The sequence below is a fragment of the Paenibacillus amylolyticus genome (genome assembly GCF_050990605.1).
Taxonomy (GTDB): domain Bacteria; phylum Bacillota; class Bacilli; order Paenibacillales; family Paenibacillaceae; genus Paenibacillus; species Paenibacillus amylolyticus_H.
In genome coordinates, this window is the sequence record NZ_CP158832.1 from 6,419,531 (window position 1) to 6,444,919 (window position 25,389).

The following is a 25,389-nucleotide window of genomic DNA, read 5'->3' on the forward strand; positions in this document are numbered from 1 at the left end:
TCCACTTTGATACACAAAAAAAAGAACGCTCCTGAAATGAATTCAGAAGCGTCCATTGGCTCAGGCTTATGTCCCTAAACCGTGATCATTTGTTCGGTAAATTGAAGGGTCTGGATTCTCCACAGTCGGGACAGGTCCAGTAACAGGAGCTACAATGCTCACCATTATACTACATGTAACTATCAGCAAAGCCAGCTTTCTCTTCATTGAGTTTCTGCACCTCACCAATCAAGATTTTGTACTGCTGTATAGCTGTGTCAGACGCATATTCCCTGTATTGCTCAAACAGTCCGACACCTCTAAGCATACCTCGTCCATCTCTAATTTCAATAGAAAATCTCAAGCTGTTCAGTACAAAATCTAATCCTTCCGCAAACCTGTCTTTTTTAAGACAATATGTGCCTAATCCAGCTAAAAGACGAACGTAGCGATCATCGGTTACCTGCTTACTTACTTTCCCTATCCGATTTCTCTGTTCATGATAAGTGAAGTATGACTCATATTGATTGAGTACATGATCTATGTTCATATCATAACGGTTCGCAGCCGTTACAATATCACAAAGCGCTGGAAATATCTCATTTTCCTTCGTTGAGATATACGCGAGGTAGTCAGGTAATACTTCAAACTGCCCAGCCATTAATTGATATATATAACGATTACCCTCAGCCCATTCCTGAAACTGATGAATAACCACTTTTTCTTCAGGTTCAGGCTCTTTCACCCAACTGTAATCGGAGTATAATGCAACATACTTCAATGCCATTTCATAGTTGTTCAAGTGGAAGTGGGCACTTCCACAGGCTAAATACGCATACATAATATAAAAAACGATAGGTCGTTTGGTCTCTTCTTGTTTCCTTCGGCCATTCATCTCATAATGGATGGCTGCTTTCACCTTCAGCTTTTCAGATAGTTCCTGAACTTTGCTCCATCTGTGAAGTGATGCAAATGCATTAATTAGTTCGTTAAGCGCATCCAATTGATAGCGCTCATCCAGCCGATCCACATAGTATTCGAACCGGGCTGCGATAATCAGATTCCGCTGCTGATCATTGGTCAGTCCCAACCGGAATAGTCGATACTGACAGAGTGCAAGCCGCTCGGAATGTTGCATTTTCTCGCTTTCAGCAATGTTCTCATATAGAAGGATGGCCGGTTTGAATTTACCCCCTTGGTAGAATTCTTCAGCCACATCAAATAACAAAGGAATATAGGATAGATTATCCATCATCAGACGAATAACCTCTTCAATACAGTCCAACTTGTCCAACTCGGCACAGCGATGAAGGAAGGGTCCCAGTCTTCGCCAGTCCGGGGTCGCGTGTACAAAACACTCATCTATGTATAACTCATAGAAGTAACCTTCTTCCAGCCTCATGGCGGAAGTAATGCGATCCAACTGCTGCATGGCAATAGGCCGATTTTTATTCAAAATATTGCTGAGCGTACCCGAATTAATCCCTGACGTTTCCGAAAAATGACTAATGGACATCTGTTCACGCTTCAGATAACTTTCCAAGTGATCGCGTATCGTGGTTGTCGACTCCAAACGAACACCACCCTCCAAAATAAAAAACATAAACAGGATTATCGGTATGCAAAAGTAATTATATGTAATTAAAAAGTATCGGTCAATATAATAATTTCAACTAATTTGTATTAAAACCATTTTAATCCTTTTTTTTAAAACGGACAATCCTATCCTTATTTTATATCGGAAAGGCGCCTGGCATCAAACCTGAAAATAGACAAAAAACACGAGCCATCTATCGGCTCGCGCTCTCAACTGACTCAGCAGTCAGTATGCTCACTATAACTTGGATTTAAGGCAGTATATTACCTGCCGCACGATAAATTTCATACCACTCTGGACGAGTGAGATGAACATCTCCTGCTTTTACACAGTCTTGCAGACGTTCAATATTCATCGTGCCTGTCACGGGTTGCATCTGTGCAGGGTGACGAAGCAACCATGCGATTGCAATCGTTGTATTGCTCACGTCATACTTCGCAGCAATCTCGTCGATCTTAGCATTCAATTCCGGGAACTTGTCGCTACCCAGGAATACGCCTTCGAAGAATCCATACTGGAACGGGGACCACGGCTGAATGGTGATATCATGCAGACGACAATAATCCAAGATACTGCCGTCACGGTTAACCGCAGCGTCGTTCTCCATGTTCACATTGATGCCACTGTCAATCATCGTCGTATTGGTAATACTCATCTGCAACTGGTTGGCTACCAGTGGCTGTTTCACGTACTTTTTCAACAATTCGATCTGGTTCGGATTCTGGTTGGATACCCCGAAGTGACGCACTTTACCTTCGCGCTCCAGTTGATCAAAGGCTTCAGCCACTTCCTCCGGCTCAACCAATGCATCCGGACGGTGCAGCAGCAGAACGTCAAGATATTCCGTTTTCAGACGTTGCAGGATGCCATCGACTGAATTCAGGATGTGCTCTTTGGAGAAATCAAACATGCCTTTGCGGATACCACATTTGGATTGAAGAATCATATTTTCACGAACTTGGGGATTCATCTGTACTGCTTCGACAAAGATCTCCTCACATGTTCCTGTACCATAAATATCGGCATGGTCAAAGAAATTTGCGCCGACCTCCATTGCAGAACGAACAAAATGTTCAGCTTCCTTACCGTCCAGTGAATTAATCCGCATGCAACCGACAGCGACTACGGGTACTTCCAGTGTGCTGCTGCCCAATTTAATGGTTCTCAAGATGTTTTCCCTCCATATTCGAATATTATCGTGTATCTTACCTTTGATTGTGACACACATCTGCAATCGGTTTCAATAGATTTATCCTACATTCATATGGAGAAATGATAGGTTCTTGATTCCAGCCTATACTTATTATCAAAAGAAGAAGTTATACTTCTTCCGGTACGATAACCTCAATATGCCTTGGCAGGACACGGATGTTAATAGGCAAGGCAGGACCTTCCTCACCATCCACGTTCGTGCGAATGGCTTCTTCTGAGCGAACATGAACTTCTTTGGCTGTAAAATAGTCCACATCCTTATGGTCCTTCAGATTGCCAAATAACAGGGAAGTGCCCAAGGTCAGACTGTTGAACACACTGATATTACGAACAACAAAACAATGTATCAGACCATCGTCCACCTCTGCATCCGGGGACAACCTCTCGAATCCTCCTACCGAGTTAGTCAGCGCCGCCAGAAAAAGTGGCGATTCCCCCTCCCAGATCTGTCCGTCATACTCGATGGTTAGATGATTGACTGGTGTATTCACCAGGTCTTTCAAGCCCTCCTTCAGATATGCGAATGATCCCAACTTCGACTTCTCTTCCGAGGATACGGAGAACAGAGCTTCTGCCAAAGAACCTGCAGCCACAACGTTGGCAAACAGGCGATCATTGATTCTCCCGATATCCACGATATGGGTCTGATCCGAACGTAACTGCCGAATGGCCTCCTCCGGGTCAAGCGAGATATTCATCGCACGCGCGAAATCATTCACCGTACCAAGCGGTACAACGCCCAATCGGGGACGATGTTTCTGATCCATCATGCCATTAATCGTCTCATGCAGTGTCCCGTCGCCTCCGATGGAAATGACCAGATCACAGCCGTCCTTGCAGGCGTTCAGACAATAGTCCGTCGCATCACCTTCCCCGGCCGTTTCGTTAACCGCCACCTCATACTGCTGTGACTCCAGAATTTCTCTGACTTGGGACACATACTGCTCTGCCTCTTCCTTACCTGACGACGGATTGCTAATGATCATGGCTTGGCGCATACTCACATCTTCCCCTCCAAATTGGCATCTTTACTTCATCTATACCCGTTTCAAGGGCGGGTTGAATAGGATCTGTGGGAGATGTTTAATTATTTTTGATAAACTTGTCTCTGAAGAGTGCAGAGCAGGGTTTGTTTCATATAGAATAGAAGTATAGGAATACCCTTACGAAATTTCTTGTTCCTTTTCCCTGTTGACGGGTTAATAACTATAGATGTGCTTTTAGCCGAAACTGGATATGATAAACTTTTCAATTCACACTGAACACGCCGTGGGTAGAACAACCTTCCGATCGCTGGTATCGTGTAAATACTATACTTATATAACTCAATCTGTTCGGATTATTTTATAATTCTAAAAATCGGAGGGAATACATGTAATGAGAAGAATGACGCTACTATTTCTAGTATTCATCCTGAGTTTCGGAGCATCGGGGCAAGCCATGGCTTACACAACTACGGACTTGGGCGAAGGAATCATTGAAGATCCCGCTTTGGAGGACGGACTGAAGCTAATCCTAAACAAACCTCTGGATGTTCCACTAACTTCATCTGATCTGGAGCAGCTTGAGGTGGTAGATCTAAGCAATGCAGGTATTCACAGCCTGTCCGGTCTCGAATATGCAACCAACCTGACACACCTCCGATTATATGGAAATGAAATTGAGGATCTCACATCGCTGGAGCACCTAACCCGGCTTCGCGAGATCGATGTTCGCAATAATTACATTACATCCTTAGACGCACTTGCTGAATTGAAAGACTTGGGACGGCTGTATATCAGCAACAATTCCATTTCATCCATAGAGGTTGTACGTGGGTTCAACCGATTACATACGTTCCACGCCAGCGGTAACCAGATTGACAGTCTTGCAGCCCTCTCGGATGCGGATGCACTGAAGTGGCTTGAGATTTCTAACAATACCATTAGCGATCTGACTCCGCTCATGGGTAAAACCCGGCTTCAACAACTCAATGTAGCAAACAACAAGATTCAGACGCTGGACGTACTCGCTGAACTGCCAAATACACTGCGAAATCTGAATGTAGCAGGCAACCAAATTGCAGATCTGACGCCACTGGAGCACATGACACGCCTTCGGACACTCGATATCTCTAATAACCAAGTACAACACCTCAAGGGGCTTGAGGGACTGACTGGGCTGAAGGAACTGAATACAGAATCCAATCAGATCTATGATCTGGAACCTTTACGGCAGCTTTCCAGCCTGGACGTGTTAAAATTATCCAACAACCGGGTGTGGGATCTGACACCAATCGCAGGTTTTACGTTTACCCGTGATCAGTCAGCGACAAATGCTATACAAGATATCTCGGCGTCCACCTCGTTATCCTCCGGTATCCAGACTTCTGTCTCAGAGGTTGAGCCTGCTGGACTCACGGTGCAGAACAACTATCTGGATGTTGCAAGTGGCAGTCATACGATGCAGCTTCTGAACCGGATGAATGTGCGGGAGCAGAAACGAACGCCGCAGGGTAGTTTCCAGCGTCTAATTGAAGGGTCCACCACTGCCTATGTCGGGGATCGTGCTTACGCACTGGATGCTGCACCTTTTATCGATGAAGGGCGGACCTATGTGCCTCTGCGTTTTGTCTCGGAGCATTTGAACGCCAGTGTGAACTGGAACAGCGATACGCGGGAAGCCTTGATCACACAGAATGACAAGACCATCCGTTGGAGCGTGGGCAACAAACAAGTTATCGTGAATGATGCCCTTGCGATCAATGATGCTCCTCTTCTGATGAAAAATGGTAAAGCTTTTGTACCGGTACGCTTCATTTCAGAGCAATTCAATACCTCTGTTGGTTACATCGGGAGCAGTAAAACGATTCTGATTTTTGAAAATAAACAGCTTGGTGAGAGTGTGAAGCCTTAAGTTGTGTCTCACGTTCATTTTCAGCCATAGGAGAAACACGGCTAAAGTCCCCGTCTGAACAATCAGCGGGGATTTTGTTGTGTTATCACAGCTGTGTTATAACATAGGATAATGGTATATGGATAACACCGATCAAAAGCAAATACCGTATACGATCTATTTGTGCGAAAACAAACTCGTGATGCCCCATCTTGGATTAGGGTAAATTTCACATGGTTTAGTACATCTTCTTTTGCCGCGGGAGTTGTTATACTGAACCTAATATATGACAGCTAAAGTTCAAGCGAGGAGGAAATTCACATGACATTCACGTTCACTGGTTATTCCACAACCCAAGACAGCCCGTGGAAAGAGCTAGCTTTTGCGCCGACTAATGAAAACGCTAACTTAAAACTCACGGGTGAACAGCACCAACTTGTCGAAGGGTTTGGCGGATGTTTCAACGAGCTTGGTTATATGGCTCTGTCCCACTTGAATGAGGAGCAGCGCCATGAGGTATTGCACTCTCTCTTCCATCCGGAGGGTGAGCACAAATTTAACATCTGCCGCCTGCCGATCGGCGCAAGTGATTATGCAGAGCAGTGGTACAGCCACAACGAGGTGGACGGTGACGTGGCCATGGAACATTTTTCGATCGAACGTGATTTCAAATATCTGATTCCTTACATCAAGGAAGCTCTGACGTATAACCCGAACCTGCAATTCTTCGCCTCCCCTTGGAGTCCGCCAACGTGGATGAAATCACCCAAAGCCTATAACTATGGCACGCTTCGTTGGGAGAAAGATATTCTGGAGGCTTACGCCCTGTATTTCGTAAAATTTGTACAGGCTTATCGCGAAGCAGGCATTACGATTCATCAGGTGCATGTGCAGAACGAAGTGATTGCGGACCAGAAATTCCCTTCTTGCCTGTGGACAGGCGAGCAGCTTCGTGAGTTTATCGCCGATTATCTGGGCCCGGCTTTTGATAAGCATGGTCTGGATACGGAAATCTGGCTGGGGACAATCAACGCTCCTGATCCATGGGAAGAATTGACTAAGAAAAAAACAAATGACTTTGACGAATACGCGGGGCTTGTCCTGAGTGACCCGAAGGCCTATTCCTATATCAAGGGTGTTGGGTATCAATGGGCTGGCAAAAATGCCATTCAACGTACCGCGGCAAGTTATCCGGAGCTTCGGTATATGCAGACTGAGAACGAATGCGGTGACGGCAACAACTCATGGAACTATGCCAAATATGTATATAATCTCTACCAGCATTACTTCAGCAACGGCGTGAACGCCTACATCTACTGGAACATGGTTCTGGAACCCAAAGGCCGCAGCACATGGGGCTGGGAACAGAACTCCATGATCACGTTAGATCCAGACACGAGAGTAGTTACTCGGAACCCCGAGTATTATGTGATGAAACATTTCGCACATCATATTGTCCCTGGTGCTAGAAGAGTCGGCCTGTCTGGCACGTGGAGCGGTAAATCCGTCGCTTTCCGCAACCCCGATAACAGTCTCGTCATTGTCATCAACAATCCATTCCAGGACCGTCGGGACCTGTATCTAACTATTGAAGAAGGACAGACCCTGCACATGGAGCTGGAAGCCGATTCATTCAACAGCATGGTTATTCAACCGAAATAACTAATCCAACACATCGTTAAAAACGAATTAAATGCTTTCCTGCACCATGAATTGCCGAACACTGTTGAGTCAAAGCATTAACACAAATAGCGCCTTGTTCCCATGCTTAACATGTGGAACAGGCGCTATTGTGTTATATAGTCAACCGATTTACATGGAAGCACAGACTCGTCCAAACGCGTGCTTAAGGATTGTTCGCCAAGTAATTTCTCAGCCATTGCATAGCCGGACGTTCTGTTCCATTGCTGTTGACCAAGTGCGAGCCAGCCTGCCAGGTTTGATTCTGGTTGTAACCCCACAGCGTCACACCTTTAACCGCAGAGTGTTTCCACAGCACAGGGAATTTCTGCTGATAACGTTGCAACTGCGTATTGTCATCACCTGTCATATCCAGCTCGGATACATAGATTGGCAATCCAGTCGCTGCAAGCTTGTTCAATACCGTGTTCATCGTACTTACAGAGACATTGTCCATATTGAAGTAATGCGCTTGAATTCCAATACCATCGACTAGACCTCTGTTCTTCAGAAGGTTGATAATCTGGATATATTGGTCCGCTTTGGCCGGATCACCGATAATTCCATATTCGTTGATTAACAATTTGGAGTTAGGGAAGGCTTGTCTCGCCTGTTGGAATGACCAGATGACCCAGTCCCAACCCGTTGCGCCATCTCCACCAATGGCATTGCGGTAGGATGGTTTTGCATGCAGAGGTTCATTCACCACATCAACGAAGGCAGACTTCGAATACCGCTGTCCTGCGGCTTTAATCCATTGGGTCACTTCAGCCTTCTGATCTGCGGCTGAGAGACTGTTAATCCAATTCGGCTGTTGATTTCCCCATACGAGCGTATGGAATTTGAACGGAAATCCATTGTTGTTAGCATAGTTGTACGCCATGTCCGCCTGGCCCCAATTCATTACGTTGCGTGTACCTTCGATAGCATCCCACTTGGTTGAGTTCTCCGGAGTTACCTGATTCCAATATGGGCTAAAATTCGAAGGAACCTGGTTGGCAATAATATTGCCCAGAAATTTGCTACCTTTCGCCAAACCAGCACTCACACTACCAACCGCAACAGAAGCAGCGAGAATCCCTACCAATGCCAATGAGCCGACTGTTTTGAACCACTTAGACTTAATCAATGATTTTCCTCCTTAGTATTCATTTTTTGTTAAGCGCTTACAAACATCATTTTACTGGATAATTTTGGTTTTTAACACCTGTCAAATTATAGTATTTTATTGTAAAAAAATAGAATTTAGTGATTTTTCTGAAGCTATTTATAGATTCACTCTCTTAAATCCAACATAACTCTTACATTGGAGTTTACATTCATCACATGTTTATCTAGTATGAAATGATACATATCTTTACATACACTAGATAACAAGGGAGATTACAACATGCGCAAAATTTCAACGAAACGTTTCGCCGGATGGCCCTTATCATTCCTCTTATGTGCCTCCATTTTGTTTGCCCCTTTTGCTTCTACTCCAGTTCAGGCTGCTGAGGCAGACAAGGAAACCAAGATCACGTTGCTGGGTACATCGGATATTCATGGTCGATTCATGCCTTGGGACTATGCACTGGACGGTCCAAACCCAACCGGTAGCATGACACAGCTCTACACCATTGTGAAAAAAGTCCGTGCGGAGAATCCGAATACGATCCTGCTGGATGCAGGAGACATGATTCAGGATAACTCGGCTGAGTTGTTCAATGATCAACCTCAATCTCCCATGATGGTTGCAATGAATGAAATGAAGTATGACGCATGGGTTATGGGTAACCATGAGTTTAACTTTGGGCTGGACGTACTGAAGAAGATATCTTCCCAATTCAATGGACAGCCTCTCGTGGGTAACATTTTCAAGGAAAACGGCGACCGCTACATGCCTGCCTATACGATTATCGAGAAAGACGGAATCAAAGTAGGTGTTATCGGAATGAACACACCCATGATTACCGAGTTTGAGAAAGGGACGGATCACCTGGATGGCATCATCGTTAAAGATCCTGTGGAAGAGACCAAGAAGGCCATTGCCGAGCTGAAAGGCAAAGTTGATGTCATGGTTGGACTCATGCATATGGGATTGGATAACGAGAACGGCAACCCGGGAACCGGGGTTACGGATATCGCCAATGCCAACCCGGAGCTGGCTGCCATTTTTGCCGGACACATGCATACACTAATTGAATCCCAAACGGTTAACGGTGTATTAATCTCCGAACCGAATAAATATGGCTCGCATATTTCACGAATTGATCTGACATTTGAAAAAGACGGCGACAAAGTTGTGCTGAAAAGCAAGGAAGCTCAAGCTCTCGCTGTGAAAGCAGCAGACGGAACATATGAAGTCTCCGATCCTGCGCTGGAAGAGACATTGCATCCATTCCACGAGTTCGCTCGTGCAGATGCCAATATTGAAGTGGCTGAACTGAAAGGAACGAACCTGGTACCAGCAGACGAAATTAAAGGCATTCCTGCGGTTCAGATCCAGGAAACCCCTTTGTCTGACTTTTTCACCGAAGTGATGTTGCATTACAGTGAAGCCGATGTGGTCGCGCACCAGATTGATAACGACAAGGCCAAGCTGGATGTAGGCCCGATCAAGAAAAAGGATATTGCATTCAACTACCAATACACCTTTGGTGAAGTGAGCGTATATGAAGTAACCGGACGTGATCTGATGGATTATATGGAGTGGTCTGCGGGGTACTTCAACTCCACACGCCAGGGTGATGTGACGATCAGTTTTGATCCAAAACGACGTGCTTCCAAATACAGCACCGATGATTTCTTTGGCGGCGTAACGTATGAGATTGACCTGACCAAGCCATACGGCAGTCGGATTACGAACCTCAAGTACAGCAATGGATCGGTCGTCAAAGAAGACGATTCGCTGAAGCTTGGCATGAATGCCTACCGGATGGAAGCGCTGATTGCCAAAGGCGGCGCCATGGAAGGACGTAAGTTCAAACAGCTCTGGTCCTCCAAGGATGCTTCGGCATTTGGGGAGATTCAAGGCACAATTCGCAACCTGTCCATCGCCTATCTGAAAGATGTCATGAAAGGTGTCTACGAACCGAAGATTCAGCACAACTGGAAAATCACCGGCGTAGACCTGACTGCACCGGAGCGTGCAGATGTAGTGGAGTTAATTAACGATGGCATTATGTCTGTGCCAACAACGGAGGATGGCAAGTACACCAACATTGCCTCCATTAACATTTTGGATGCGGTGACTCAAGAAGAGATTGATTCACTATCTGCCAAAGCAAATGTGAGTACGGCACAATTCGCAGGCGTGAAAACCAAAGGAGCATTCTATCAACAGCTGAACAAAGCTCGCAAAGCGGCAGGCAGTGGCGAGGGAGCAACTAGTCCTACACCTGAGAAGCCTACGACACCAACAGTACCAAAACCAACATCAGGCACGTCGAAACCTGGTAAACCATCAACACCAAGCACTGGTAAACCGGGTACCGTCAACAAAGGCAACCAAGCCAAGGTTACAGCGTCTTACCTGAACGTACGCGCTGGCGCTTCATCCAAAGCCAAGGTTGTTGCTGCCGTACCAAAAGGCACCCTGCTTGAGGTGATCAGTACAGACAAGTACGGCTGGGTAAAAGTGAAGCTGGATGGACGTGTAGCATTTGTATACGGGAAATATGTGAGTATTTTGAAATAAGCACAATCGTGACGCACCACCCTTAACGAAAAGGAAGGGCGACTCTCCCATGAAACTCATGGTGAGAATCGCCCTTTGTTATGTTAAGCTCAACCTCTCTTTACATCCCAGTTCGCAAGCATGCCTCTCGCCATCTCCATGTCGGACTCCTTCCCCGTAATTAGTGCAAACTTGGCAACAATTGCAGGATAGGCTGCCCACTGCTCCCGAATATGCTCCAGCATCTGGGGCCATGTTCTTCCCCCTGCCTTCTCATAACGACTCAAAAGCTCACGCAGCCCATCCTCCTGAAAGAGTGCATAGTAGATGACAAAGTCCTTACCCGGATCTGCAATCTCCGCTTCCGTCCAATCAATAAGTCCAGTTACTCGCTGGGCATCATCGACAATAATATGCGGGGGATGCAGATCACCATGGATGAACGCCGAGTGCTGAGGCCAATAACTACCTACAGAAAGCCATACCGTCCACCGTTCAACTAGCTTGGTTGGCACCGTAAAGTTCTGCTTAACCTCCTCTATATTGGCTGCAAATTCTTTGCGAGCTTCCATTGGCGTCTTGATCCGCACTCCACCTTTCTTCGCCTTGTCGGGATCGATGTTATGCAGCGTGGCGAGAGTCGTAGCCAGTGAATCCAGGAATGTATCCGATAAGCTCTCCTGAGGGAATCGCCATACATACCCTCCCCCTGCGGGATCCACAACTGCGATCGGATCACCATCAAGTAAAGGATAAGCTATCAACTCTGGCATGAAGATCCTCCAATCCGGTACTTGTGCGGGTATATTTCCTCGGACCACATCCAGCACCTTGCGCTCATTCTCGGCTCGCTCCCACACGTCTTTCCGTCGCGGCTGGCGCAAAACCCATCTGCGGCCTTCTTCATCCGTGGCAAATGCTACTCGAAAATCCATACCCGACTCGTTGATCTCCAAGGATTTCTCAACAATAAGAAGTCCGTTCTGTTTTGCTAAAGATAATAGTTCCTTATGAATTGCCAAACTCTCATTCAAGTTCGGTTTTGTCATATCAGGTATTCCCCTTTTCCTGAATAAAATAAAAAACACAGACATGTTCGCCTGTGCAGTTCATTTCGGATGTTGGCATACCTGAATGCTCACAAAAAATAGTAGTACATCAAAGAACCACTCCAAAGAGTGATTCTTTCACGACGACTAGCGGCATACGTGTAAAATGGCAAACCGATCCCGATGAACTGCACACAGGCAGTAAACAGCAAGCGTAAACAGACGTTTTTCGCCACACTATCTCAATCGGGAAAAATTTTGCACACGTATCCCTCCGTTCAGTAAGTTACCCATATGCTAACATATTCCAAATTTCAGTGCCAGACTGAATCGAATGATTTTGATTCTTAACGCCAAACTCATCATCGAAGAAGAGATTGTCACCGTCTCTTTGGATGAGACACTCGTTGGTCGAAGTGCAGAAGTGTGGATCAATGGAATAATCGCTCAATCTTACCCTCCCCAAACCAAGGCTGTGAAGATGATCATTCATTAACACCAAGCAAAATACGCCGATACATTTCGTTTCACGTGGAACGTTATGATACACATTCCCCTCCGAGCAGCAACGGGTGGTTGCTCCCTCAAATCAGAAATCATGAAAACAATTTACACACTTGAAGCATTTACTCCGTTAGCCTGCCTGCATATAGAGTATAATGAAGAGGTATACGAAAAATGTACGGTGCAATGCTTGTATGTAGAGTATTCAAAACTAACGCAAAAGAGGTAAATGATGAGCGAGCAACAATTTAAAGATTATGGACTTGGTGAAGAGATCGTAAAAGCACTGGATAGTCTGGGCTATGAGACACCAACCGAGGTTCAAACCAAAGTTATTCCGGTAGCACTGGAGAATCAGGATCTGGTGGTCAAATCACAGACTGGCAGTGGTAAAACCGCCGCATACGGCATTCCGCTCTGCGAGCTGGTGGATTGGAATGAGAATAAGCCGCAGGCTTTGATTCTTACCCCAACCCGGGAACTGGCTTTGCAGGTTAACGAAGATATTACGAATATCGGTCGCTTTAAGCGTATTAAAGCAACCGCACTATACGGACAGTCCCCTTTTCATATCCAAAAAGCAGAGTTAAAACAAAGAACACATGTCGCTGTAGGTACACCTGGTCGGGTACTGGATCATATCGAACGTGGCACGCTGCCACTCGAACGGATCGCCTATCTCGTTATTGACGAGGCCGATGAGATGTTGAATATGGGCTTTATCGAGACGGTACAGTCCATCATTCAGAAGCTGCCGCAGGAGCGAGTAACGATGTTGTTCTCCGCTACGTTCCCTGAAGATGTAGCCAAGCTGTCACGCAAATACATGAACAACCCGGTAGAGATCGAGATCAAGGCCAGTGGACTGACAACTGCCACCATCGAACATGCTGTGATTCACGTGCCAGAGGTGAACAAAACCGCGTTGCTTCAGGACCTGTTCATTGTAGAGAATCCAGACAGTTGTATCGTGTTCTGCCGTACGCAAGAGAATGTAGATAAGCTGTTCCGGGTCATGGCTGACCTTGACTATCCAGCAGATCGTATCCATGGTGGTATGGAGCAGGATGAGCGGATCGAAGTAATGAACGCATTCCGACGGGGACAATTCCGTTATCTGATCGCGACGGATGTAGCTGCACGTGGTATCGATATCACCAATATTACTCATGTCATCAACTACGATATTCCTTTGGAAAAAGAGGGATATGTGCACCGCACAGGCCGTACGGGGCGCGCAGGCAAAACAGGTAAAGCCATTACGTTGATTACACCGAAAGATGGCAGACGTCTGGCGGAGATTGAATCCTATATTGGATTCGAAATCCCTGTCGTTAAAGCACCTTCCGAAGAAGCTGTGGATCGCCGCAGAGAAGATTTCGAGAAGCGATTGAAGATCGTGCCTGAACGTAAAAAGGACAAACGTGAACAGCTGAACCAACAGATCATGAAGCTGAACTTCAACGGAGGCAAGAAGAAGAAACTTCGTGCCGTAGACTTTGTCGGTACCATCGCCAAGCTTGAAGGCGTTACGGCTGATGACATCGGGATCATTACCATTCAGGACAATGTGACCGATGTGGAGATCCTGAACGGCAAAGGCCCACTCGTACTGGAGCTCATGCAAAACACAACGATCAAAAAGATGCAGCTCAAGGTTCGCAAAGGTCATAAATAGCAGGATCACATCGAAAATTCGATTCAATGGTAGCTGGACCGTGCAGCTACCATTCAAAGAGAACTACGCAAACGCAACAAAAAGATAGAAAAATCATACCAGGCAACAGATCTACCTCATCCGGTTACAAAACAAGGGATAACAGGCCAATAGCAGGTCGTTATCCCTTGTTTGCTCTTTACGTTGAGAATTATTATCCCTGATCCTGTCAGTTCAAGTGATACATTATATGGAGCAGCGTTACATGGAGCCCATCACACTGCAAGCTCTGGCGGATCAACAGCCACGAACAACGTTGGAACAGGGCATTCGCACCTAGCGCACCTAACTTAGCGTCTGCACCCGTCATACCCATAATCAAGCACATTCATTGAGCTGACTATGCTGAATCCCCCCCTCCTCCAGAAGAACATCTGAGCATTCCCCTCGATTACAAAGTGATTCATAAATCCGTTCTTCCCCAATCCTTGTATACACTTCACATGTTATAGATGCGATCCCCCACTGGCATCGAGACATTGTCCGGTAACCCAGCGGCTGTCTGCTGACGCAAGAAATGCAGCTACATCTGCGACATCCTCCGGCTCTCCCCATCGATTAAGAACAGACAAACCTGCTGCATATGCCTGTCCTTGCGGGTTCGTGAGTGTGCCTGCATTCATCTCGGTATTAATAATGCCCGGCTGGATCGCGTTGACCGTAATCTGGCGACTTCCCAGCTCTTTCGCCAGTAGCTTGGTGAAGGTATCCACCGCCCCCTTCGTCATGCTATAGGCGAACACGCCCGGGGAAGCCACTCGTGTAACAAAAGAAGAAATATTAATGATTCGCCCGCCATCCCGCAGACGCGGAACGGCCTGCTGGCTTACAAACAGGGGGGCTTTGACATTTATGTTCATCACTTCGTCGAAGGAAGCTTCTGTCGTCTCCTCCAGACCAAGAATCTGCCCGATGCCTGCATTATTTACCAAAATATCCAGCCTGCCATCTCGTCCATGCTTCCGAACAGCATCATCGACCTGTGCAAATAATGCATGAATTCCATCCAGCGTGCGCAAATCCGCTCCAATGGATTGCGCCCGTCCACCATGTTCTGTAATATGCCGCACAACCTGCTCCGCTTCGTCTTGTCGTTTCCCGAAGTGCACAAGCACATATGCACCCTCCTGTGCTAGACGCATAGCAATACTGAGACCGATGCCTCTGCTTGCTCCTGTTACCAAGGCCATCTGCCCTTCAAGTCTTCTGCATATCTCGTTCATAACGTTATCCCCCTACTGAATAAGTAGCACCCGTCACGGGCACATGACAGTTATATCACGAGACGACATACAAAATATTGCTCTCCTATTCCGGCACGGACACTCCGTTCAGCGATAAAGATCATATCCGTATACCCTCCGAGTCGGGCCGAAGCTCCAGCAGGTTCGTTGGCTGGACCTCCTAATGACACTAGGCAGTTTCATTTTCATTCTGCATTTGTGCCCTCGCTCTTGCTGCTCTTGTCCTCTACCTGCTGCTAATTTCATCTCTCATTGAAATGTTCACTTGCGAAAGATTGTAAATCAACTACAATAAAAATGAAATCGCTATTATATTTCTATTCTCTGTGGAGGTGTATGTAATGGGTAACAGGAAAGCCGTCTGGTTTCTGGTCTTTGCACTCACGTTCACCCTGTTTGGACTTCATTCTGAACGAACAAGCGCAGCAAGTGTCACGATAACCAATGGCACCGACTGGCTCGACACCGCGGGCAATCCCATCCATGCGAACAGCGGCAACATTCTGCAGGTCGGCTCAACGTATTATCTGTACGGTGAACATACGGTGGGCGGCAAGTTCGACAGTGTGAACGTCTACACCTCCACCGATCTGAAGAACTGGACTTTCAGCAACGCCATCCTGACGAAAGATTCCGCAACCGAGCTGGCCTCCAGCAAGATCGAACGCCCCAAAGTCATCTTTAATGCATCAACCAACCAGTATGTGCTCTGGGCACACTATGAGAACGGTACGGACTACAACCTCGGCCGTGTAGCGGTTGCAACAAGCAATACCCCGAATGGCAAATTCACCTATGAGGGCAGCTTCCGCCCAATGAATTATGAATCCCGTGACATGACTGTCTTTGTTGATACAGATGGCACCGGTTATCTGGTTACTGCTTCACGCAAGAATGGCGGCGCCAATGATACGATGGCTATTTTCAAAATGAATGCAAGTTACACCGGAGTACAATCCTTCGAGGGCTGGCTGTTCGAGAACGCCTATCGTGAGGCACCTGCGGTTGTGAAAAAAGGAAACCGCTACTACCTCTTCACCTCCCAAGCCGCTGGCTGGTATCCGAATCAGGGTGCATACGCTACAGCAACTTCCATGACGGGCCCATGGACTGCGCTTACGCCATATGGCAATCCATCTGCCTTCGGTTCGCAAATTCATGATATTGCCACGATTACAGGCAGCAACACCACATCCTACATCTACATGGGGGATCGCTGGAATCCGATGAGCATTGGAGAGCATAAACATATCTGGCTGCCGCTAACCTTGAATGATTCGAACGGAACAGCATCACTGGAGTGGCATACCACGTGGAATATCGATGCAGTAACAGGTACGGTAACACCTCCTGCTCTCGTCAACCATGCACAGGGCAAAACAGCCATCGCCAGCTCCACAGCCTCTGGCTCGTCTGCATCCAACGTCAATGATGGCAACTACCAGTCGTCGTGGGTGGCTTCATCCAATAGTTGGCCCGCGTGGTGGCAAGTGGACTTCGGTGCACCAAAGACCATCACCGAGATCGACACGTCCTGGTTTATGTATAAAGGTTCTGAGGGCTATTACAAATACAAAATCGAGATTAGCAACGATGGTGTCAATTACTCCACGTTGGATCGTACCAACAATCTCACCTATGGTTTCACCACGGATGCCGTGCATTTCACTGCCCGTTATGTACGGATCAATATGGTGAACGCCGTCTTGTGGAATAATCCGGGGAACTGGTACACCCCAACCCTGCATGAGATCAAAATGTTGGGTCCTGCCACACCGGAAGCCACAGGTTACAGCCGTTTCAGTTCACACAACGTTCCGGATCGATTCATCCGTCATGCCAACTACATCGCACGCATTGATTCCAATGTCTCTCCTGCTCTGGACTCCCAGTTCCGCGTTGTACCGGGTCTAGCGAGTTCCACAGGCATATCCTTGGAGTCCATCAATTTCCCGGGTTACTTCCTGAAACGTAATGCCAGCAACAAAATTGTATTAGAAGCCTATGCAAACACTTCCGTCTACAAGGGAGATGCCACGTTCCTAAGTAGCCCCGGTTGGGCGGACAGTACCAAAGTATCCCTTCAATCGTATAGTCAGCCCGGATATTACATCCGCCATTATGACTATGTATTGCAGTTGGATGCGGTAAACGCAGCCAGCAGTGTGACAGTGAAGGGTGATGCCACTTTTGGGCGGACTAATTTCTAAGCAAAATAATTGGAGATAAGATCCCTGTTGTACGTATCATCCTGAATGCGCCATTCTCCCTTATCCTGCAAAAAGGTGATATCGCCCGATAGCGGAATGGACTTGAACTCTGTCCAGTTTATGGGCGCACCTGAACAGACAGTGAATTACATCCAATGGGTGTCATCTTCGTAATAGATTATGTTATAGTCATCGGGAAGTGGACCGAATCTCGAAGGATAGCGCCTGTGGGTCCAATAACTGCGTGTTTCCTTCAACAATGAAGGTGTGAAAGCTATGTCAACATATCAAGTCGTTCCTATGATCTATGATTCCAAGGAACAGATTGAAGCTATTATTTTACTCGAACAACAATGTAAACAACTCGATTCCGTGCATCTGAAGGCAGACCTTGATCATATTAGCAAAAAAGACGGCGACCATGCGCTCCTCTGTTATCGCGACGGTGATTTGGCAGGACTCCTCAGTTGGTATCCATCCGACGGCGTAACCGGGAATATTAATGCCATCGTACATCCGCATTATCGTCGCCAAGGTGTGTTCCGCAGCCTACTGAAACGGGCCATCCTGGACATGAAACCACAGGGGATTAACCAGCTCAGTTATCGCGTTCCACAGGGCTTATCTCCGGGTGTTCATACTGCCGTTTCCCTTGGAGCCAGTTATGATCGTGCGGAGTACTCCATGCAACTTGTGAATGAAGTTCTTCCAATGGTTGAACTGCCCGAACTAACGTTGTCCGTGGCAGAAATTAAGGATATGGAGTTTATGATCACTTGTTCATCCCAGGCCTTTGGAGAGTCAGAGGATTGGACACGGGAATACTTCATGCAAACGAACGAACCCAGCCGAGTCACCTATATTACATGGCAGGAGCAACAGCCTGTCGGGATGGTACGAGTTAACGCCGTCAATGCAACAACCGCATTTATTCATAATTTCTGCATCCTGCCTGCTTATCAGGGACGGAAACTGGGCCGAGCTACACTTAGTAGCCTGGTGAATCTCCTAAGAAAACAGCACTATACAGATATTCGCCTATCCGTTGTTACCGAGAACGAACGTGCTTTGAATCTGTACCGCAGTGTTGGTTTTGAAGTGAATTCCGAGTATCACTATTTCAGCGGCAATCTATAGAAGGCAGTGGAGAGATCATTTTCCTCAAAAGGAGACAGTCTCTCTCTCTTTATATATTGGAGAATTGGAAAATCAATTTATAGCCATCGAACGTATGCCCGTACATTTCCCGATAGTTACCTTCGGTATAATTAGCCACTGTTTTCCGCCAAAAAGATTGGCCAATCTTATTGTTCTCCGATGGATTGGTGAACAACTCCCAGTTTCCTCTAAACATCCCGAAGATCGTTGATGCCGCATGTTCAGCCACGCCTACACCTCGAAACGGCTGCATCAGAAAGAATTCATGTACGAAGAAATCTATTCCTTGTGAGCAATGAGGTGGCGTGGCTACGAATGCAAACCCAGCTGGAATGCCATCTACAATCATCAGTAATGGATAAAGACACTCTGGTTGTTCCCACCAGATGTTCTGCACATCATACTGATCCTGTAACGTTTTATAATCAGGACTTGGTTCGAAAATGCCGTGTTCATTCGGGGTATGCTCTCCACCCAGACCGTAATGACCGGATAGATCATGAAGATATAGCGGGTACATATTTTTAATCACATACGCCTCGTCCTTATTCGTTAATTTCACTTCTATATGCATATACACCAACCTCACCAGATGATTTGAAGACGTATTTCAACAACTCTCAACGCGCATCCTAATACCGTCAATTTAATTGTACGCGTAGTTAACAACCTCGAATATGTAAAAAACCTTTAATAACCATTCTTTATTCTTACAGGAAAAAGCCACATTCGATTGCTCGAACGCAGCTTATAGTTTCATCCCTTTTTGCCATATACAATTTTCTTGATGCTATCCATGGATAAACAGTATTGCTCTGCAAGCTGATCAATGGTCCTACCTGCGGTGAACAGCTGGCGAATCTCGTTGTTCCGTTCCTGCACAAGCCTTCTGCCACCCGAGTTCTCGCCCCACTTCTTATGGGCATCCTTGGGCCTCGGAATATAGATTAAGCCACCAGGGATATGACGCTGTATTTCTCGAAGCAATTCTTCCGGGAAGATTGTATCCGCATTAATATATTTCATGTGGCTCCACTCCTTAAAAGTTAAAATCTTTAAGGCAGCAGAGTCGTACGATGAACGCATGGATATTCGATATAATGGTTAGGCGGAAGTGGATTTCAGGCTCTATGCAAACAACCGCCGTTGTTCATCACATGGACTCTGCATAGAGCGGATCGTGAAACTTCTTATGGATCGAATCATGGTAGCCCCCCATTCAGTAATGAAGATCAGGTTACTTTAGATGGTACTCCTATATCTTCCATGCCAGAACCGTATATCCTTCTACTCGTCGATATATTGGCTTAAACTCCGTTCCAGCAACTCTCTAACCTGTTGCATTAATTCAGGGGGCGAGATCACTTTCACTTCCGGACCATAGGAGAGTAATTTTCGCGCTGTAAAAGAAAACTCCTCCGGCGGAACAAGTCCGCGCCACTCATGGCCTTGAACCGACTTGAACAACACATCTGACGCAGCAATCCTCGCTCCAAATTCCGTGAAATGCAGCACCGCTTCTACGCTTTCTCTGTCTTCTTTGGCATCTAGCCATGCCTTCAGACTCGGAATAGATTCATCCGTTGAATCCATAACAACCAACCGCCGCATGCGATCCACACGGTACAACAATACGCGATCCTTATGCCGTGCTGGCATGTACCAATGCCCCTGCTCATAGTAAATGCCATATGGGAACACCCGGACTTTTTTACGACCACTACGGGCATGATACTCAAACTGGATTTCTCTCTTTTCTACCGCTGCACCCAATATCTCGGTTGTTAAAGGTTCGGCATGCTCACCGGGGTGCTGGACAAAGGTGATATGCTCTCTCATTCGCATAATCAGGTCCTGTACATCCGAAGGCAAAGTGGAGAAATACTGTTCAGCCAGATGTTCACGCATGGAACCGTACGGAAAATCCGGGACTTGCTGTAGATATTCCAGCATCATAAATAGCCCTAATGCCTCCTGCTGTGTCAGTTGAAGAGGTGGCAGAATCCGATTGGGCAACACCCGATATCCCCCGTTCACACCAACTTCGGTGTACAAGGGAAAACCCATTGCCTGCAATGCATCCAGATCTCGCTGGATCGTACGTACCGATACGTCAAATCGTTCTGCCAGTTCCCGGGCGGTGAACTTCTGTCTGGAATCCATCAGGCGCATGATCGCCAGCTTCCGATTATTCATGAATTCAACACCCTAACTACGTCAACTTTTGTCATAGTTAAAGTGTATCATACATTGTAGAAGGGAGCGATGAACATGAAGAATAACAAAACCATTTTGTACATTGCAATGAGTTTGGATGGATATATTGCTAGGCTGGACGGTTCGGTGGATTGGTTATTTGATGTGGAGGGTGACGGTGGAGATAACGGGTATGCTGACTTTTATCAGACGATTGGTAGCGTCGTTATGGGACGTTATACGTATGAGGAGGTGCTCACACTTTCTGAGGAGTTCCTTTATGCGGATCGGCCAACGTATGTGCTGTCCCGCTCGGAACAACCGCCCGCTCCACATGTACAATTTACAACCGAGACGTTAGATACACTCATCCCCCGATTAAAGCAGAATTCTGATGGAGATGTGTGGATTGTGGGTGGCGGCATACTGGTTGAAGCTGTGTTAGCCCAAAAATTACTGGATGAGATTGAAGTCGCCATCATTCCGAAAGTTCTTGGTGAAGGCATCCCCTTATTCCCAACAGGCACTGTGCCAAGTCAATTCAAAATGATCCGAACTCAGACGCTCGGACAGATTATCTCGATTCGTTATAAGGTACAGAACAATGATACAGAGGACACACCCTTGAATATCTAGATCATGCGGAAAAGGAACAGACCACTCTTAGGATGAACTGCCCCCATACAGTGAGACACATCACATATCTAACCATTGGGGTACCGTTCATAAAAGAGTGTTCTTTCCATGACCCTATTTCAGGCTATCCTAGCATGCCTCGTACATATTCCGCCAACACCTCTGCCGTCCTACGGTGAGATAACTCACCTGGATGGGTGCGCGCCCCTACCGTCTCTTCGGTTGTATCGGGAAGCTGGATAATCGTAACCTTGCGATCTCCTGTCCCCTTTGTATACGCATCAACCGCACGGTAGATGGCAGGCATCATGGGAAAACCAAGCATGCCATACGCCCATATGAGATGTGCCGCCGGATTGTTTTTTCGAAGTTTGAACAGGAATTGCTCCACCGCTTTCTCAAAAGCAGCCAAATCCTCTTCATGATACGTACCATCTTCGTTCAATCGCTGCTTGTACACCTTGCCCGTGTCGGAATCTTTCCACTCAGGTGACTGAAATGCACCCCCATCATTGCTGCCCAGGTTCACAACGACCACATCCGGCTGCCACGAACTAAAATCATGCTCATCTCCTGCGCCTAGCGCTTCGTTACGTTCACTGGCAAGCAGACCGCAGACCTGTTCGTACACATCGGGGATATTCCCTTTCGGATTGTTATCCCAGCTTGTCAGCACACCCCAGCCACTTTGCGAGATGACCCGGTATTCTGCATTCAGTGTTTCTGCTGTCATATACGTATAATTATGTATGGCGCTGAACCACATCGGAATCCAATCTTCCTCCGTTTTAGCCCCAATTGCACCTTCACCAGATGTAATGCTGTCACCGATGAACTCGATCTTGTACGGTTTTTCCTGCACAGGCATGAACGCTCCATCCGATTTCACCGCATGAATCTGCAAAGAGCAACCCGCGTCACCACTCATCGCTTGAACATCCTTAACGATCCGAACATTCTTCACCACATCCGCGTTCATCCCCCGAAATACACAGACCCAGTATCTTCCCGCCGTTAACATCTGTCTGCTCACCGGAACATCATTGATCAGAATACTGATCCATGACTCATAGATATCATATTGGGACTCTACCTCAACCCATAGTTCGGAGCCCCGTACATTGAGTTCGACTGCACTCCCCGTCCAAAATAACGTCAACGGCGATCGCTCTCCAGTTGTTCTGCCATGCACTTTGAGATGGTCGATCTCAGACAGACCATATAACTTTAAACTCTCATTAGTTATCACGATGCAAACCTCCTACGTTTGGCTCAGATTATAATTCGGAATATAAGTTGGCTATACTTTGTGGACCTACCGATGTCCTATATGCCTGGTCTGCCGTAAGGGATTTCGTCTTACAACGTTATAAAACCTTAACCAAAAAGACCTACTACTAAATAGGAGCATTTAATATTTCGTGATAGGAAGTTTATTCGGCTCATCCTTCATTTTGAGTGGCATCCGTTCTGATAACAAAAGCCATTTCTTGAGTAGTATCTTTCCACTTGCATAGCAACCTCATTCCTCTCAAAACAGCACCTGACTCGTAATCCTTACTGTCGGAACTCGCATAAGTCAGCACATTCTCTGTAAGAACAAAAGAGGCCGTCTCATTATCGAAGTCTATATTCATCTTCGTTATATCTGACTGCTTATATTTCATTGTCCCTTCCTCTGACAAAACATAATCAACCAACTCATATGAATCTGGCGCGGATTCCTGATCATTAAACTTTACCGAAATGGTCTCTCCTATTTTGACATAGGGAACATTTGAATCCGGATTTCCCATAATAGATTGGAAAGAATCCATATCTCCGTAATCCGTTTCCTTCAATTTTTTCATTATAACAGTAGGAGTAATTTCTTTATTGTTCGCCTTCATTTCAATTTCCTTTGAATTGGCAATGGCGTTAGTTGTGAGTTTGTCATCACCACTACAAGCAGTAAATAAAATGGACAGCGTTAGACATAAGGCAATAAACATTAAATTCTTCAATATTCCACTCCCCTTTTAGTCAATGTTTAACATAATGAAAATTGTCCCTATCATCAGTAAAGATAGGGACAGTTCTCATATTATTATATCAAAAAAATTGTATCAAATTATTATTTCTGTCTAATTTTTCTTTCATTCCTGCTTATCAAGACGCCTCCATATTATCGAAGGTTGGACCTACCGCAAAAATCATTGAGAAATATAAAAAAATCCCCCACGGCTAGCCACACATAAGTCCATCATAACCGATGTCCTATATGCACGGTCTGCCGTAAGGGATTTCGTCTTTGCAACGTTATAAAACCTTACCCAGAAACGCCTTGGTCCGCTCATGCCGGGTATTCTGAAAGAGTTCTTCAGGCGTGCCTTCTTCTACAATATATCCGCCGTCCATAAAGATCACTCTGTCCGCCACTTCACGGGCGAAGCCCATCTCATGCGTAACCACAATCATCGTAATCCCCTCATGAGCGAGGTCCTTCATGACTTGCAGTACTTCTCCAACCATCTCCGGGTCCAATGCAGACGTAGGTTCATCGAACAACATCACACTGGGGTTCATGGCGAGTGCACGTGCGATGGCTACACGCTGTTGTTGGCCACCTGACAACTGCTCGGGATAAGCATCCCTCTTCTGAGACAGCCCGACCTTACCGAGCAGTTCCATTGACTTTTTCTCATTCTCGGCCTTATTCAGTTTCTTGATACGCTTCGGCGCGAGCATGATATTCTCCAACACAGTCAGATGCGGGAACAGGTTGAACTGCTGGAACACCATGCCCACATTGGTTCGCAGCTGATCGATATCCGTCTTGGGCGAAGTCACCTCGACACCGCCGATCGTCACCTTGCCAGATGTCACACCCTCCAGCAGATTGAGACAGCGTAAAAACGTACTTTTACCTGACCCGGAAGGTCCGATGACACATACGACTTCTTTCTCCTGAATCGTTGTGGAGATATCCTTCAATACCTCATTGGTACCAAATTTCTTTTTCAGATTCTCTACGATAATCATCGGATCGCATACCTCCTCTCAATGAACCGGGAAGCCCGGGACAATAACACAATAATGATCAGATAGAATATGCCCACCACACCCCAGATTTCGAATGCCCGGAAGTTGGAGGAAATAATAATCTCCCCGCTCTGCGTTAATTCTGCGATACCGATCGCCGACAACAGCGATGTATCCTTAATCGTAATAATGAACTGGTTCACAAAGGTAGGGATCATGCGCCGGGTTGCTTGAGGCAACACGACCAGTCGCATCGTCTGAAAACGAGTTAAGCCCAGGGATCGCGCTGCTTCATGCTGCCCGTTGCTAATCGAATTGATACCCGCTCGGAAGATCTCCGAGATGTAGGCTCCAGCATTCAGACTAATTGCAATAATACCCGCGGTCATCGCCGGAATGCGCATATCCAGGAACACAGGCAGCCCGAAGTAAATGAAATATACCTGCACCAGAAGGGGTGTACCACGGATGATATCCACGTAAAGGGTAGCTACCAGCCGCAACAATCGATTCAAGGAAGTACTCATCAGACCCGAGATCAATCCGATCACCATCGCAATGATGAGTGAGATCACGACTAGTTTCAACGTAACCGCTGTTCCCTCTAACAGAAGAGGCAGTGCGTCTATTATGACTTGCAAGGAGGAGTCCATC

General features: G+C 46.5%; 21 protein-coding genes. 8 read left to right on the forward strand and 13 right to left on the reverse strand.

Annotated elements, in window-relative coordinates:
* Nucleotides 1-169: 169 nt before the first annotated feature.
* The 3 genes from ABTV53_RS28305 to ABTV53_RS28315 form a co-directional block, all read right to left on the reverse strand.
* Nucleotides 170-1,552: a transcriptional regulator gene (locus tag ABTV53_RS28305; protein ID WP_433748985.1), complete on the reverse strand. Its 1,383-nt coding sequence runs from the start codon at nucleotides 1,550-1,552 to the stop codon at nucleotides 170-172.
* Between the two features lie 274 nt (nucleotides 1,553-1,826).
* Entirely contained in the window at nucleotides 1,827-2,744 is a 918-nt protein-coding gene (locus tag ABTV53_RS28310) for an aldo/keto reductase (protein WP_433748987.1), read from the reverse strand.
* A gap of 151 nt (nucleotides 2,745-2,895) precedes the next feature.
* A complete protein-coding gene (locus tag ABTV53_RS28315; protein WP_433754364.1) occupies nucleotides 2,896-3,786 on the reverse strand; it encodes a diacylglycerol/lipid kinase family protein in 891 nt (296 codons plus the stop codon).
* A 379-nt stretch (nucleotides 3,787-4,165) separates the two neighbouring features.
* Between ABTV53_RS28315 and ABTV53_RS28320 the strand changes: the two genes are divergently transcribed.
* Together ABTV53_RS28320 and ABTV53_RS28325 are read left to right on the forward strand one after the other, a co-directional pair.
* The gene (locus ABTV53_RS28320) at nucleotides 4,166-5,683 is read left to right on the forward strand and encodes a leucine-rich repeat domain-containing protein (protein ID WP_433748989.1); all 1,518 of its coding nucleotides are present in this window, start codon (nucleotides 4,166-4,168) and stop codon (nucleotides 5,681-5,683) included.
* 300 nt (nucleotides 5,684-5,983) lie between these two features.
* Nucleotides 5,984-7,324: a glycoside hydrolase family 30 protein gene (locus ABTV53_RS28325; RefSeq protein WP_433748992.1), complete on the forward strand. Its 1,341-nt coding sequence runs from the start codon at nucleotides 5,984-5,986 to the stop codon at nucleotides 7,322-7,324.
* Between the two features lie 184 nt (nucleotides 7,325-7,508).
* Here the strand turns inward: ABTV53_RS28325 and ABTV53_RS28330 are convergent, their stop codons facing one another.
* Nucleotides 7,509-8,471 carry an endo-1,4-beta-xylanase gene (locus ABTV53_RS28330; protein WP_091012361.1) on the reverse strand — a complete coding sequence of 321 codons (963 nt, stop codon included), beginning with the start codon at nucleotides 8,469-8,471 and terminating at the stop codon, nucleotides 7,509-7,511.
* Nucleotides 8,472-8,897: 426 nt separating this feature from the next.
* Here ABTV53_RS28330 and ABTV53_RS28335 point away from each other — a divergent pair, with 426 nt between their 5' ends.
* A complete protein-coding gene (locus ABTV53_RS28335; RefSeq protein WP_433754365.1) occupies nucleotides 8,898-11,021 on the forward strand; it encodes a 5'-nucleotidase C-terminal domain-containing protein in 2,124 nt (707 codons plus the stop codon).
* Nucleotides 11,022-11,110: 89 nt separating this feature from the next.
* On the opposite strand, the gene ABTV53_RS28340 is transcribed toward ABTV53_RS28335, so the two are convergent.
* A complete protein-coding gene (locus tag ABTV53_RS28340; RefSeq protein ID WP_433748995.1) occupies nucleotides 11,111-12,049 on the reverse strand; it encodes a macrolide 2'-phosphotransferase in 939 nt (312 codons plus the stop codon).
* A gap of 334 nt (nucleotides 12,050-12,383) precedes the next feature.
* On the opposite strand from ABTV53_RS28340, the gene ABTV53_RS28345 reads away from it, so the two are divergent.
* Entirely contained in the window at nucleotides 12,384-12,545 is a 162-nt protein-coding gene (locus ABTV53_RS28345; RefSeq protein ID WP_433748998.1) for a hypothetical protein, read from the forward strand.
* A 240-nt stretch (nucleotides 12,546-12,785) separates the two neighbouring features.
* A complete protein-coding gene (locus ABTV53_RS28350) occupies nucleotides 12,786-14,231 on the forward strand; it encodes a DEAD/DEAH box helicase (protein ID WP_433754366.1) in 1,446 nt (481 codons plus the stop codon).
* Between the two features lie 485 nt (nucleotides 14,232-14,716).
* Here ABTV53_RS28350 and ABTV53_RS28355 read toward each other — a convergent pair whose 3' ends face one another.
* Nucleotides 14,717-15,493 (reverse strand): SDR family oxidoreductase, encoded by a 777-nt coding sequence (locus ABTV53_RS28355; protein ID WP_433749001.1) that lies wholly within the window; start codon nucleotides 15,491-15,493, stop codon nucleotides 14,717-14,719.
* A gap of 362 nt (nucleotides 15,494-15,855) precedes the next feature.
* Here ABTV53_RS28355 and ABTV53_RS28360 point away from each other — a divergent pair, with 362 nt between their 5' ends.
* Together ABTV53_RS28360 and ABTV53_RS28365 are read left to right on the forward strand one after the other, a co-directional pair.
* Complete coding sequence (locus tag ABTV53_RS28360; protein ID WP_433749004.1) at nucleotides 15,856-17,724, forward strand: AbfB domain-containing protein; 1,869 nt, start codon at nucleotides 15,856-15,858, stop codon at nucleotides 17,722-17,724.
* A gap of 276 nt (nucleotides 17,725-18,000) precedes the next feature.
* Nucleotides 18,001-18,861: a GNAT family N-acetyltransferase gene (locus ABTV53_RS28365; RefSeq protein WP_433749006.1), complete on the forward strand. Its 861-nt coding sequence runs from the start codon at nucleotides 18,001-18,003 to the stop codon at nucleotides 18,859-18,861.
* Between the two features lie 49 nt (nucleotides 18,862-18,910).
* On the opposite strand, the gene ABTV53_RS28370 is transcribed toward ABTV53_RS28365, so the two are convergent.
* The 3 genes from ABTV53_RS28370 to ABTV53_RS28380 all read right to left on the reverse strand — a co-directional run bounded on the left by ABTV53_RS28370 (nucleotide 18,911) and on the right by ABTV53_RS28380 (nucleotide 21,078).
* The gene (locus tag ABTV53_RS28370) at nucleotides 18,911-19,456 is read right to left on the reverse strand and encodes a hypothetical protein (RefSeq protein ID WP_433749009.1); all 546 of its coding nucleotides are present in this window, start codon (nucleotides 19,454-19,456) and stop codon (nucleotides 18,911-18,913) included.
* Nucleotides 19,457-19,638: 182 nt separating this feature from the next.
* Nucleotides 19,639-19,908: a CD3324 family protein gene (locus ABTV53_RS28375; protein ID WP_433749012.1), complete on the reverse strand. Its 270-nt coding sequence runs from the start codon at nucleotides 19,906-19,908 to the stop codon at nucleotides 19,639-19,641.
* A gap of 261 nt (nucleotides 19,909-20,169) precedes the next feature.
* On the reverse strand, nucleotides 20,170-21,078 hold the full coding sequence (locus ABTV53_RS28380) for a helix-turn-helix transcriptional regulator (protein ID WP_433749015.1): 909 nt from the start codon (nucleotides 21,076-21,078) through the stop codon (nucleotides 20,170-20,172).
* A gap of 69 nt (nucleotides 21,079-21,147) precedes the next feature.
* Between ABTV53_RS28380 and ABTV53_RS28385 the strand changes: the two genes are divergently transcribed.
* Nucleotides 21,148-21,714, forward strand: coding sequence for a dihydrofolate reductase family protein (locus tag ABTV53_RS28385; RefSeq protein ID WP_433749018.1), 567 nt, complete (start codon nucleotides 21,148-21,150; stop codon nucleotides 21,712-21,714).
* A 124-nt stretch (nucleotides 21,715-21,838) separates the two neighbouring features.
* Here ABTV53_RS28385 and ABTV53_RS28390 read toward each other — a convergent pair whose 3' ends face one another.
* The 4 genes from ABTV53_RS28390 to ABTV53_RS28405 all read right to left on the reverse strand — a co-directional run bounded on the left by ABTV53_RS28390 (nucleotide 21,839) and on the right by ABTV53_RS28405 (nucleotide 25,388).
* Nucleotides 21,839-22,963 carry an SGNH/GDSL hydrolase family protein gene (locus tag ABTV53_RS28390; RefSeq protein ID WP_433749021.1) on the reverse strand — a complete coding sequence of 375 codons (1,125 nt, stop codon included), beginning with the start codon at nucleotides 22,961-22,963 and terminating at the stop codon, nucleotides 21,839-21,841.
* A 193-nt stretch (nucleotides 22,964-23,156) separates the two neighbouring features.
* Nucleotides 23,157-23,717: a hypothetical protein gene (locus ABTV53_RS28395; protein ID WP_433749024.1), complete on the reverse strand. Its 561-nt coding sequence runs from the start codon at nucleotides 23,715-23,717 to the stop codon at nucleotides 23,157-23,159.
* Nucleotides 23,718-24,012: 295 nt separating this feature from the next.
* Nucleotides 24,013-24,735 (reverse strand): amino acid ABC transporter ATP-binding protein, encoded by a 723-nt coding sequence (locus tag ABTV53_RS28400; protein WP_433749027.1) that lies wholly within the window; start codon nucleotides 24,733-24,735, stop codon nucleotides 24,013-24,015.
* Nucleotides 24,732-25,388: an amino acid ABC transporter permease gene (locus ABTV53_RS28405; RefSeq protein ID WP_433749030.1), complete on the reverse strand. Its 657-nt coding sequence runs from the start codon at nucleotides 25,386-25,388 to the stop codon at nucleotides 24,732-24,734. The genes ABTV53_RS28400 and ABTV53_RS28405 overlap by 4 nt, the downstream gene beginning before the upstream one ends.
* Nucleotide 25,389: the final 1 nt, after the last annotated feature.